The sequence below is a fragment of the Corallococcus sp. CA053C genome, from assembly GCF_003611675.1.
Lineage (GTDB): Bacteria > Myxococcota > Myxococcia > Myxococcales > Myxococcaceae > Corallococcus.
In genome coordinates this window covers 19,041-30,132 of record NZ_RAWA01000072.1, presented here as the reverse complement: position 1 = coordinate 30,132, position 11,092 = coordinate 19,041, and the positions used below count along the sequence as shown (strand labels likewise).

The 11,092-nt window shown below is 71.0% G+C and carries 12 protein-coding genes; 3 read left to right on the top strand and 9 right to left on the bottom strand.

Annotated features, from left to right (window positions below; all coding sequences use genetic code 11):
* The 3 genes from mvk to fni all read right to left on the bottom strand — a co-directional run.
* A partial coding sequence (mvk, locus tag D7V97_RS12885) for a mevalonate kinase (protein WP_120610920.1) occupies window positions 1-808 on the bottom strand: 808 nt, incomplete at its 3' end.
* 83 nt (window positions 809-891) lie between these two features.
* Entirely contained in the window at window positions 892-2,223 is a 1,332-nt protein-coding gene (locus D7V97_RS12880) for a hydroxymethylglutaryl-CoA reductase, degradative (RefSeq protein ID WP_120610919.1), read from the bottom strand.
* A gap of 33 nt (window positions 2,224-2,256) precedes the next feature.
* A complete protein-coding gene (gene fni / locus D7V97_RS12875) occupies window positions 2,257-3,315 on the bottom strand; it encodes a type 2 isopentenyl-diphosphate Delta-isomerase (RefSeq protein ID WP_120610918.1) in 1,059 nt (352 codons plus the stop codon).
* Between the two features lie 152 nt (window positions 3,316-3,467).
* Here fni and D7V97_RS12870 point away from each other — a divergent pair, with 152 nt between their 5' ends.
* Window positions 3,468-3,887 carry a hypothetical protein gene (locus tag D7V97_RS12870; protein ID WP_120610917.1) on the top strand — a complete coding sequence of 140 codons (420 nt, stop codon included), beginning with the start codon at window positions 3,468-3,470 and terminating at the stop codon, window positions 3,885-3,887.
* A 125-nt stretch (window positions 3,888-4,012) separates the two neighbouring features.
* Complete coding sequence (locus D7V97_RS12865) at window positions 4,013-4,990, top strand: zinc metalloprotease HtpX (RefSeq protein WP_120610916.1); 978 nt, start codon at window positions 4,013-4,015, stop codon at window positions 4,988-4,990.
* Between the two features lie 3 nt (window positions 4,991-4,993).
* Here the strand turns inward: D7V97_RS12865 and D7V97_RS12860 are convergent, their stop codons facing one another.
* Window positions 4,994-5,398 (bottom strand): nuclear transport factor 2 family protein, encoded by a 405-nt coding sequence (locus tag D7V97_RS12860; protein WP_120610915.1) that lies wholly within the window; start codon window positions 5,396-5,398, stop codon window positions 4,994-4,996.
* Window positions 5,399-5,433: 35 nt separating this feature from the next.
* The gene (locus D7V97_RS12855; protein ID WP_120610914.1) at window positions 5,434-6,282 is read right to left on the bottom strand and encodes a 2-oxo acid dehydrogenase subunit E2; all 849 of its coding nucleotides are present in this window, start codon (window positions 6,280-6,282) and stop codon (window positions 5,434-5,436) included.
* A 181-nt stretch (window positions 6,283-6,463) separates the two neighbouring features.
* Between D7V97_RS12855 and D7V97_RS12850 the strand changes: the two genes are divergently transcribed.
* Window positions 6,464-7,537 (top strand): cell envelope biogenesis protein TolA, encoded by a 1,074-nt coding sequence (locus D7V97_RS12850; RefSeq protein ID WP_120610913.1) that lies wholly within the window; start codon window positions 6,464-6,466, stop codon window positions 7,535-7,537.
* 65 nt (window positions 7,538-7,602) lie between these two features.
* Here the strand turns inward: D7V97_RS12850 and D7V97_RS12845 are convergent, their stop codons facing one another.
* Genes D7V97_RS12845 through D7V97_RS12830 form a run of 4 tightly spaced genes read right to left on the bottom strand, consistent with a single transcriptional unit; the run spans window position 7,603 to window position 11,080 of the window.
* Entirely contained in the window at window positions 7,603-8,082 is a 480-nt protein-coding gene (locus D7V97_RS12845; RefSeq protein WP_120610912.1) for an SMI1/KNR4 family protein, read from the bottom strand.
* A gap of 45 nt (window positions 8,083-8,127) precedes the next feature.
* Complete coding sequence (locus tag D7V97_RS12840; RefSeq protein WP_120610911.1) at window positions 8,128-8,619, bottom strand: serine/threonine protein kinase; 492 nt, start codon at window positions 8,617-8,619, stop codon at window positions 8,128-8,130.
* Window positions 8,620-8,630: 11 nt separating this feature from the next.
* On the bottom strand, window positions 8,631-9,551 hold the full coding sequence (locus D7V97_RS12835; RefSeq protein ID WP_120610910.1) for a DUF2381 family protein: 921 nt from the start codon (window positions 9,549-9,551) through the stop codon (window positions 8,631-8,633).
* 17 nt (window positions 9,552-9,568) lie between these two features.
* Window positions 9,569-11,080, bottom strand: a complete 1,512-nt coding sequence (locus D7V97_RS12830) for a kelch repeat-containing protein (RefSeq protein WP_120610909.1) — start codon at window positions 11,078-11,080, stop codon at window positions 9,569-9,571.
* Between the last annotated feature and the right edge of the window lie 12 nt (window positions 11,081-11,092).

Here is an 11,092-nt window from a genome sequence, read left to right as displayed (position 1 = left end):
GTTTGGCGCCCAGCGCCCCCAGGCCGCGCAGCCGGTACACCATGTCTTCCAGCGCCGGCGAGGACAGGCCCAGCGCGCCCAGCAGGCCCTGGTTGACGTTCATCGCGTCCCCCAGCCCCTCCAGGTCGCCGGCCTCCACCGCCTTCGACGCCTCGGTGACGAGCCTTCCCACCTGCGCGAACAGCCGGCGGTAGCGCTCCGGCCACCGCGCCTGCCGCTCGCGCAGCGCGCCCACCGTCACCTTCGTGGGACTGCGCGCACCCGCCAGCGCCACCACCACCGACAGCACGCGAGGACTCTTCACCTCGCGCGCCCGGCCGGTGACGCCCGACGGTCCCTGCACCCGCCGGTAGAGGATGAGCTTCTCCTCCGCACTGGTGGTGTGGTCCACGCCCGAGGGCGTGCCGTGGAACTCCTGCTCCATCTCCCACGCCAGCCGCGCCGTCGCCTTCGCCGTGGGCTCCTGCCCCGCCGCCTGGAGCAGCACGCGCGACGTGGCCACCGCCAGCGCCGCGGAGCTGCCCAGCCCCGCGGACAGCGGCAGCTGGGGCTCCAGCGTCACCTTCACCTTCGGCTCGCCCACCATCCGGGCCGCCCGCGCGAACGCCTTGCGCATGAGGCGCTTCTGCGCCGCGTCCGCCGTCACCGGCACGTCCAGCTGACACGAGCGCGCGGGCACGCCGCGCGCCGTCACGCCGAAGCTCAAGGGGCCCGCGAGCGCGGGGTAGCCGTACACCACGCTGTGCTCACCCAGCAGGATGACCTTGCCGGCACCGAAGGCGACCAGGGGATTCGTTGCGGGAGTCATGGCACCGGAAGGTGAAGGGGCGGGCACTCCATGAGAGTGCGCCGCCCGGGTCCTGCGAGGGGCCCCACGCGGGGGCGATGGGGTCAGCCGTTGGTGACGGTGGCGGCGACGCCGGGCGTGTCGGGGAGGAGGCTCGCGAGGATCTCCCGCGCCTTCTCCACCTTCACGTGCCCGGCCTTCACCAGCAGGTTGGCGACCTTCTCCACGTCGCCACCGCGCGCGCCCGCCGTCACCGCGACGCAGCGGGCGTGCATGGCCATGTGGCCCTTCTGGATGCCCACCGAGCCCAGGGCCCGGAGCGCCGCGAAGTTCTGCGCGAGCCCCACCGCCGCGAACACCATGGACAGCTCGCGCACGCCCGACACGCGCATCAGCTTGAGCGCCACCTGCACGCCCGGGTGCACCTTGATGGGACCGCCCACCGTGCCCAGCGCGAGCGGCAATTCGATGCGGCCCACGAGGTGCCCTTCCTCCAGGTACCAGGTGGACAGCGGCCGGTACTGCCCGCCCCGGCAGGCGAACGCGTGCGCGCCTGCTTCGATGGAGCGCCAGTCCTGACCGGTGGCGATGGCCACCGCGTCGATGCCGTTCATCACGCCCTTGTTGTGCGTGGCGGCGCGGTAGGGGTCCGCTTCCGCGAAGCGGCTGGCCTGCGCGATGCCTTCGGCGATCTCCTCGCCCGGCAGGTCGAAGTCCGCCAGCATCCGCAGCGGGATGCGGCACGTGGCGCGCGCGAGCCGGCGGTCCGCCAGGTTGGACAGGATGCGCAGGTACACCTTGCCGCCCGTCACCTGCTCAATCAGCGGCGCCACGCCTTCGGCGACGGTGTTGATGAGGTTCGCGCCCATCGCCTCCTGCGTGTCGATGAGGATGTGGACGATGAGCAGCGGCTCGCCGCGCGGACCCTCCGGCGCGGGCAGGATGCGCACCTCCACGTCCCGCGCGCCGCCGCCCCGGGCGACCATGGCCGGGTGGAAGCTGTTCGCCAGGGCGAGGATCTGCTCCTTCGCGTCCAGGATGTGCTCGGTGGCCTTCACGGGGTCGCCGTAGTTGGACACCTGCACCTGGCCGATCATCATCGACTCGTCGGCCTCCGCGACGAAGCCTCCGGACTCGCGGACGATCTTCGACGCGAACGACACCGCCGCGACGACGGAGGGCTCCTCCACCGCCATGGGCACGATGTAGTCGCGCCCGTTGACGTTGAGGTTGAGGCCCAGCCCCAGCGGCAGGGAGAAGGTGCCCACCGCGTTTTCGATCATCTGGTTGGCGAGCACCGGATCCAGCGTGCCCACGCCGCGAAGCTGCTCCAGCTCTTCTTCAGACAGCCGGAACATGCGCCCGATCTGAGCGAGTCGCTCCTCCATGGGCAGCTTGTGGAATCCGGCGAGCCGGGACGTCACGGTGTCAGACATTTTCTTCCTTCCCAACCTGGGAGCCACCCTGCGTCACAGGGCCGCCAACCAATCCTTCAACGCTCCGGACACCACGCGCGGCCGACGCCGCAGCTCCGCGACGTTCCGGCTTCCCGTCAGTACCAGCGCCTGTCGCAGGGCCGTCAGGATGACCTTCAGTGCCTCTTCCGCGCCCGCGAAGCCGCCCTGCTGTTGGGCCCGGAACAGCGGCAGCGCCATGCCCGCCAGATCCGCGCCCAGCGCGAGCACCTTCGCGCACTCCAGCCCGCCCCGCACGCCGCCGCTGGCGACGAGCCGGACCTCGGGGACCACCGCCGCGCGCACGCTGGCGATGGCCGCCGCGGTGGGGATGCCCCAGCCGCTGAACTCCGCGCCCACCTGCGCCTGCGGCCCCGTCGCGCGAAGCTGCTCCACGCGCACCCACGACGTGCCGCCCAGCCCGGAGACGTCCAGGTTGCGAACACCCAGCTCCACGAGCCGCCGCGCCACGTCCGGGCCGATGCCGCACCCGGTCTCCTTCACCAGGAGCCGCTCGCCGAAGGCCCGCGCCAGTTGCTCCACCACGCGGTAGCCGCCGCGGAAGTCGCGGTCGCCCTCGGGCTGCGTGAGCTCCTGGCCGGCGTTCAGGTGCAGCGCCATGCCGTCCGCGCCAATGGCGTCCGACAACCGCCGCACGCCGTCCACGCCCAGGCCGATGGCCTGGTACAGCCCGATGTTGCCCAGGAGCGCCACCGTGGGCGCCACGTCGCGCACCGCGTACGACGCCGTGCGAGAGGCGTCCTCCGCCATCGCGCGCTGGCTGCCGACCCCGAACGCAAGTCCGTGCCGTTCTGCGAGCAGCGCCAGGTCGCGGTTGACGACCCCTGCGCGCTCGGTGCCGCCCGTCATGCCGGTGACGAGCAGCGGCGCCTGCAGCGACTTGCCCAGGAACGGCGTGGTGAGGTCCACCTCGTCCGCCGCCAGCTCCGGCATGGCGCAGTGGATGAGGTGCACGTGCTCCAGCAAGGTGGAGTTCTGCGCGGGCTCTACGTCGCCGGTCGCGCACAGGTCGAGGTGGGCATCCTTGCGCCTGGCTGTCGTCTCGTCGCCCATGTCCCTGAAAGCCGCCCGCTCTGTCGTTGCAAAAAGCGTGTAAGTCCTTGAAGGACCTTGGTTTCCTAGCAAGCGGCGGGGCCCAGGTGCAAGACAAAGGACCCCAGCGGTCGCGCCCCGGGCACGAATGGACGAAGGGGCTTCTGGACGGTATGAGCCGGTGCGTGAGCGCGCCGGACAACAGGGTCGTCGTCTTCCTGCACAGTGGCGAATACGACCGGGTGCACCAGGGCCTCTCCATCGCCGCGGCGGCGGTGGCGGCCGGGCGGCGCGCGGAGGTGTACCTGTTCTGGTGGGCCCTGGAACGTTTCCTGATGGATCGTCTGGACGAGCCGGACTTCGCCGGCCGCGACGACATCACGGACCGCTTCGAGTCGCGCCGCATGCCAACAATCCGCGCGCTCCTGGAGCACGTGCGGGAGACGGGGCTGGGCACGGTGGCGGGGTGTACGGGCTCGCTCGGCGCCCTGGGGGGCGAGCCGAAGGCCGGGGACAGTGGCATTGATCTCTGGCTCGGCTGGAGCGCCATCCTCCAGCGTACGGCGGGCGTGACGGATCGTTTCTACCTTTGACGAAAACCGTGCGCGCAAGCCCTTCAGGCGCCGGGGCGGCCCGGACCCGCTTTCGTTGACGGCCCCCCATGCCTGCTTACGTTTCGTGTGGCCCCGGGCGGGGCGAAAGGCACGGAACGAGGACCATGGCGCAGCGTGACCACCACATGACATCCCGGGGAGCGACCGCACCGGCGCTGAAGGGCGGCGGGTGGCACCGGCTGGGCAACGCGTTGAAGACGACGGTGTTGCTGGCGGGGCTGACGGCGCTGGTGCTCCTCATCGGCCAGCGGCTGGGCGGCGCGCAGGGGCTCGCGATGGCGGGCTTCTTCGCGGTCATCATGAACTTCGGCTCGTACTGGTTCAGCGACCGCATCGCGCTGGCAATCCACGGCGCGCAGCCCCTGCCGTATGAGCAGGCGCCGTGGCTGCACGCGATGGTGGAGCGGCTGTCCGCCCGCGCGGGCATGCCCAAGCCGAAGGTCTACCTGCTGCCCACCGCGCAGCCCAACGCGTTCGCCACCGGCCGCAACCCGAGCCACGCGGCCGTCGCCGTGACGGCGGGCATCCTCCAGATGCTGGACGAGCGCGAGCTGGAGGGCGTCCTGGCGCACGAGATTGGCCACGTGCGCAACCGGGACACGCTCATCGGCACGGTGGCGGCGACGCTCGCGGGCATCATCAGCTACGCGGCGCAGATGCTCTTCTGGTTCGGCGGCAGCATGCTCAGCCGAAGCGACGACGACGAGGGCGGCGGTGTCGCGGGGGCGCTGTCCAACCTGGGCCTGCTGCTGGTGGCGCCCATCGCGGCCACGCTGTTGCAGCTCGCGGTGAGCCGCTCGCGTGAGTACGGCGCGGATGCCACGGGCGCGGAGCTGTGCGGCGACCCGGACGCGCTGGCGAGCGCCCTCTTGAAGATGGAGCGCGGCGCGGAGGCGATGCCCTATGACCGGGCGCCCGCCACCTCGCACCTGTTCATCGTCAACCCGCTGCACCACGGCGGGGTGATGTCGCTGTTCTCCACGCACCCGCCGATCCCGGAGCGCGTGCGCCGGCTGCGGGAGATGAGCGCGCGCATGGGCGGCAGGGCGCGGGCGCGCGGCGGCTGGGAGTACGCGTACTGACGGCTAGAACGGCTCGAAGCAGTCGTAGTTGTGCTGGGTGACGATGCGGCCGTCGCGGAACGTGAGGAACACGCCCAACGCGGCCCGCATCGTCCCACCGGCAGGCAGGGAGCCCACGGGCACCGCCAGCGTCGCGCTCCAGTCCACCTCCAGGGCCAGCCGGTCCCCGTCGGCGAGGACGGAGCGCACATCGTAGCGCTGGGACGTCACCACCTTCTTGCCCTTCTCCGACGCGGCCAGGAGCGCCTGGAGGTCGCGCGACGCGCCCTTCGGGGTGAGGCGATTCGGGAACTCGCGCTGGCTGATCTCCGGGTGGAAGAACTCCGCGAGCTGTTCGCTCGACGCCCCGGCTTCGATGGCCTGGAAGTAGCGCTTCGTGAACTCCAGCGGCGTTTCGGACTGGGACACGGGGGACTCCTGGAACGTTCGGGACGGGCGCTGTCCTACTCCGGCGGCGGTGCGTCCGGTAGCGGGTCGAAGGATTCAAACGGGTGCTCCAGCAGCTCGCGCAGCGTGTTGGCGATGACACCCGCGTGGTAGCCGTCGAGGAAGCGGTGGTCGAAGGACGCGTTGATGCTCATCACGCGACCGGGCACCACCCTGCCCTCCTCCACCACCGCGGTCTCCCGCACCGCGCCGGGCGCGATGAAGATGGGCACGCGCGTGAAGGGCGCGAGCGGCAGGTAGGCCGTGTCCAGCCCCAGGGTCCCCACGTCCACGACGACGGCGGATCCGAAGGGGTCCCGGGGCAGGCCCAGCCACGCCGGATCCAGGTTCAACGTGTACGTGAGGAACGACGCCCACGCGGTGAAGCGGTGGAGCAGCAGGTGCGGGATGCGCCGCAACAGCCCCCGTCCCTTCTCCAGCGCGACGTCGCGGCCTTCACGCGCCCGCGCCACCCGGGCCTCCATCTCCACGGCGAGGTCGCGCACGCTGCGGGTGTCCACGTCCTCCAGGCGCACGGGCGTGAGGCCGGTGCGGTCCGGATCCGCGCCGGGGACCAGCGCGCACAGGGTCACCTTCTGGCGCAGGTAGATGCGCTGGAAGCGCAGGAGCGCGTTGGCGTCCGGGCAGCGGCGCAGCCCTTCGCCCAGGGCCTTGAGGACCAGGTGCGTCGTCGTGAGGCGCACGCCGGTGTGCCGGTGGAAGGCCTCCAGGTACGCCAGCGCCGCGTCCATGCGCACGGTCAGCGTGCCGTAGACGGTGGGGTCGTACGCGTTCGCCCAGCTGCCGATGGCGAGCTTGCGGAAGCTCGACACGTCCCGCTTCGGCTTCAGTTGCAGGTGCGCCATGGCCTGGGGCCCCCCATACCAGGATTGCCCTGCCAGGGGCTCCCCGGGGGCAGGCGGGACTCCGAGGCCCCGGCCGGAGCGGCAGGCGGGCCCACGGGTTGTCTACCAGTGAAGCCTTGACGCGCCATGTCCGGGCGGTAGGCTGCCCCGCTTTTTGCATCCTTCTGTGGAGGTTGTTCCCTTGCTGTTTGCACTCATCCTCGTATCGGTCGGGTTCGCCGTGACGCTCGGCCTGCTGCTCTTCAGAGACAAGGGCAGCGCCGGCATGGGCCCTGCCTCCGTCTCTTCGCCATCGTTCCGGGGCGAGCTGGAGTCGGAGACCAAGGCGCGCGCCAAGGCGGAATCGGAGGTCCAGCGCAAGCAGAAGGAGCTGGACGAGCAGCGCTCTCAACTCCAGGAGCTCAAGGAGCAGCTGAAGCAGACCAAGCGCAAGCTCTTCGACCAGAAGGAAGGCGACAAGGGTACGCAGGACCTGGTGAAGGCCCGCGCCGAGGTGGAGCGCAACGCGAGCATCCAGCTCGCGCAGACGCGTGAGGAGCTGTCGCACGCCCTGACGGAGAACGCCAAGCTGCGCGCCGAGGCCGAGTCGCGTGGTGGCAACCGTCGTCGCGAGGCGCCCCCCGCGCCCGTGCAGGCGGCGAGCCCCGTGGCCGCGGCCCCGACGGCTCCTGGCGTGACGGAGCTCATCGCCGCCCCAGCGTCCCCCGCGAGCGAGCCCGTGGTGAGCGCGGCGGTGTCCGTGCCGCCGGCGGCCCCGGCCGAGCCCGTGCGCCGCTACCGCGAGCTGAACGACGCGGACCGCGAGAAGATGGACCGGCTGGAGACGGCGGCGAACAAGGACCGTGCGCGCGCCGTGGAGCTGGAGAAGGAGCTGCGCCGCATCAAGGGCCGCGCCGACACCCAGGCCCGCATCCTGGCCGTGACGAAGTCCGAGGCCGACCTGGGCAAGGACAAGTACAAGGCCCTGGAGAAGCGCCTGAACCGGACGCTGCTGGAGCGCGACCTGCTTCGCCGGGCCATCAAGGACCTGGAGAAGAAGACGGGCATCCTCGCCGACCGCACGGAGCTGACGCCGGACGAGGTCGCCGCCAGCGACCAGCGCAGCGACGACGCCGCCCGCGCCCGTGCCGAAGCGGAGGCCCGCGCCGCCGCCCCGGCCACGCCGACCGAAGCCGCGCCCGCCGAGACGCCCGCCGCGCCGTCCTCCACCGAGGGCGAGGCGAAGCCGTCCGAGACTCCTCCGACCAACGTCTGAGCGCAGTGACGGTGTGAAGCACCGAGGCCCCGCTTCCCTTCATCGGGATGCGGGGCCTTCGTGTTTCAGCGGAACGGAGTCGCCAGGTCGCTGTTCAGCCAGAAGGAGCGGTTGCCACTGCGCAGGGCCTTCTCCAGGAACTCCTCGAACGAGGACGCGATGGGCCTCGTCTCCGGAAACGTCTCATGGAAGGCATCGAACAAGGGGTAGCGGCCGCCCGACCGCTGCGCGACGTCCAGGACGACGAAGTCGGAGTCCTGCATGTCCACCAGCGTGAAGTGAGAGGGTGGTCCGCACGCATCCTCGTCGCGCCCCATGATGGCGACTCGGGCACGCTCAATCCGCTCCAGCGGCAGGATGCGATAGTTCACGTCCGGGAGCGGCGCGAAAAGCGTCCCCCCATCGCAGTGGAGGTAGAAGGCGCGCAGGTCCGCGTCCAACTCCCAGCCGACGCGTGCCTCGAACGCGGTCAACCGTGCAGGCGTCGCGGGTGGGCTTGGGAAGTGGTGCCGGATGATCTCGGCGAGCAGCCGGTCCATGGACATGGGGGTGTCCTCAATCCACGTAGGGCCGCGCGGGGCCTTCGTGTTTCAGCGGAACGACTCCACGATGTCGACGCCAGCCTTCGAGAACTCGAGGATGGCCGTTCCCGGCAAGGAGTCAGGTCGTTTCCGGAGCTGCCCCTTCGAAAGCCGGGCCACCGCGCAGATGGGAATGCGGTCGCCGTCCGGCGGATGCGCCGCGTAGTACCGAACAACCACTTGCGGGCCTCCCGTCCACACCCGTCCATAGAGCCGGGTAGGCGACTCAAGCGGGCCCAGGCTGGAGATCAGCATGCTCTCGACGGGGCCATCGTAGAGCGTGATGGGACTGACATCGTCCTGGTTGATGTCGAGTTCGACGTCCGCGCCGTCGACGACACGCAGTCGGAGGATCCGCATCGCTTGCAGCGCATCCTCGGGGCAGTCCTCAGGCCCCGGAGAGCCGTCCGGGCGCAGCCCTACACCGCCTCGGGTCGTGGTGCAGCCCAGTGCCAGGGCCAGCACGAAGGCAACAGAAGACAACGTGCGCGGTGCTTTCATAGCGGATCGCTCTACTCCTTGAAGTGGCGCCATTCCAGGACGAGGTAGGCCTGCGACAAACCGTCGGACCGGAACAACTCAAGCGCCAGCTGTTCCAGACCCTGGGGCGACTGGAAGACGGTGTCATCCGCAATGACAGCGATGCGTCCTTTGCTTCCCGGCGCGATCTCATCGCGTTGCACGCGCAAGGCGAACGGGCGCGGGGTGCCTTCCGAAACCGTGGACATCCGAGCCTCCATCAAGCCCCAGGGTGTCTTCGCATCGAGATTGGTCACAGTGAACAGCACCGCCACCTTGGGCACCGCACGGCTCTTCAGGATCTCGATCAGGATGTCAGCCCCTTCCTGCTTGAGCCGCCATCTCTGACCGCGCTCGAAGGGGGTGTGCTTGAGGTCGCCGTTGGCCAGGAGCGTGGCGAGCGCGTGGTCCGGAGAGCGTTCCTCCTGGCGCAGGCGCTCGTTCTCCTCCGCCAGTTCACGTTGCCGTTTGAGCGAGTCCCGCAGCGTCGAGTACATGGCGTCGTAGCGCTGCGGGTCCTCGAACACGTTCACCTGCTGATCCATCGCGGCCCGCTTCCCCAGGCCTGGAGCCTTCAGGAGGAACGGGATTGCCCTTCCGTTCGTGAGCGTCACGAGCAGGGGCACGCCTTCGTCTTCACCCAGGTCCCGGAGCGGCTCCACGACGACCTTGCGCCCGCCCACCAGCAGCGGTTCAAACCGGCCCTCCCAGGCCAACAGGCGGGTCCGCGCCGCGTCCACGGGGGCTTCGAAGCGCAGGACGGTGGCAACCGCGCCCTTCACGTAGACGCTCGGCGTGGAGTCCTCCGGATGCTCCGACAGCAGCACCGTGCGGATCGCGGGCTCGCGTGCCTCCGCCGCCGCTGTCACCAGGAGCAGGGCCAGGGCAAACCGGGCAGGTAGGCAGGTCACCATAGGGCCTGGAAGGTAGCTCAGTCTCGCGGCGGAGGCATCACCACCAGCGCATCGATGGGCGCGCGGGCTTCGCCGGTGCTGTCGTCCACGCCGCCCACCACGAGCACCGAGCCGTCCGCGAGCGCCGTGCACGTGTGCCCCACGCGCGGCTGCGGCATCAGCGGCAGGCCCAGCACGCTGGGCTGCGCGTCCTTCCTCGGGATGATCAGCTCCGCCCTGTCCATCGCGCGCGGCGTGCCGAAGTCGTTCGCCCGTCCGCCCAGCACCACCACGCGCCCGTCCGGCAGCGACACCGCGCACGCATTGCCCCGGGGCAACAACGCAGGGCCGTCACCCACGCTGGCCACGCCCTCCAGCACCTCCGAGGACCCCACGGCACGTGCTCCCTTCTCCGGATCCACGCCGTTGAAGCCGCCCATCAACACGGGGCGCGGGCCGTCCTCCTCCCGTCCCAGCATCGCCACGGCAGCCCCCACCCGGGGCACCTGGAGCCTCGCGCCCGCGGACAACCGGGAGAAGGTATTGCCCTCGAACGCGAAGCCCATCACGTCCGCCTGCGGCCCCGTCGCGTCCGCGCCCCCCGCCACCAGCAGCGTGCGCCCATCCGGCATCACCGTCAGCGCCGCGTCCACGCGCGGCACCTCCGTGGGCACGTCGACGAAGCGACCGGAGGCCGCATCGAAGCCCTCCGCCTTGAACACCGGGCTTCCCTCCGCTGAACGTCCACCCACCAGCAACACGTGTCCTTCCGCATCCATCGCCGCTGCGTGCTGGTAGCGCGCCACCTTCGGTTCCACGCTGCTCGCCGTGCCCGCCGCCACGTCCACGATGCGTGCCGTGCGCTGCATCGACGCCGGATCCAGCGCCTCTGCACCTCCCGCGAGCAGCACCTTCCCGTCCGGAAGCAGCGACGCCGTGTGGAAGGCCCTCGCCCCCACGTCCGGCCCCGGGCTGAACGTGCCCGTCTCCGGGTCGAACACCTCCGTCGTCCCCGACGCCGGCCGCGCTCCCTTCGCTTCAGGCGGGTAGCCTCCGGCGAACAGCACCCGTCCGTCCGGAAGCAGCGTGGCCGTGTGCCCCGCCCGCGTCTCACGCGGCATCGCGCACGTGTCGGGGCTCGCTGACACGTTCACGGGCACGAACTCCCCCAACCGCCGCAGGAACACACGCACCGGCGCCTCCTGTCCCTCCGCGATGTCCACGGGCGCCGAGCGTCCCAGGGACAACAGCTGACCGCCGTGCTCTGGCGCGCCCGCGTAGGCCCGCACCTCCAGCACCCGCGCACGGCCCACCGGCAGGGCCGGCACGTCGCCCGCCGTCCACCGCACCGTCGACACTCGCTCCCGGGCCGTCTCCACCCCGGGGCCGCTCACGCGGAAGCGCAGGTGCGTCACCCCGTCCAGGGGCGGTGTGCCGGCGCAGGCGACGGTGACGAGGTCCAGGGAGGGGGCGACCTCCTTCTCCCCGCAGGCGGCGGCGAGGGCCACGAGGGCGGCCAGGAGGGGGGAACGGACGGGACGAGGAGACATGCGGCGCAAGCT

Bases quoted from the DNA above. Each gene is read 5' to 3' on its own strand.
- D7V97_RS12880 (WP_120610919.1), bottom strand. From the start codon at position 2,223: ATGTCTGACACCGTGACGTCCCGGCTCGCCGGATTCCACAAGCTGCCC.
- fni (WP_120610918.1), bottom strand. From the start codon at position 3,315: ATGGGCGACGAGACGACAGCCAGGCGCAAGGATGCCCACCTCGACCTG.
- D7V97_RS12870 (WP_120610917.1), top strand. From the start codon at position 3,468: ATGAGCCGGTGCGTGAGCGCGCCGGACAACAGGGTCGTCGTCTTCCTG.
- D7V97_RS12865 (WP_120610916.1), top strand. From the start codon at position 4,013: ATGGCGCAGCGTGACCACCACATGACATCCCGGGGAGCGACCGCACCG.
- D7V97_RS12855 (WP_120610914.1), bottom strand. From the start codon at position 6,282: ATGGCGCACCTGCAACTGAAGCCGAAGCGGGACGTGTCGAGCTTCCGC.
- D7V97_RS12845 (WP_120610912.1), bottom strand. From the start codon at position 8,082: ATGTCCATGGACCGGCTGCTCGCCGAGATCATCCGGCACCACTTCCCA.
- D7V97_RS12840 (WP_120610911.1), bottom strand. From the start codon at position 8,619: ATGAAAGCACCGCGCACGTTGTCTTCTGTTGCCTTCGTGCTGGCCCTG.
- D7V97_RS12835 (WP_120610910.1), bottom strand. From the start codon at position 9,551: ATGGTGACCTGCCTACCTGCCCGGTTTGCCCTGGCCCTGCTCCTGGTG.
- D7V97_RS12830 (WP_120610909.1), bottom strand. From the start codon at position 11,080: ATGTCTCCTCGTCCCGTCCGTTCCCCCCTCCTGGCCGCCCTCGTGGCC.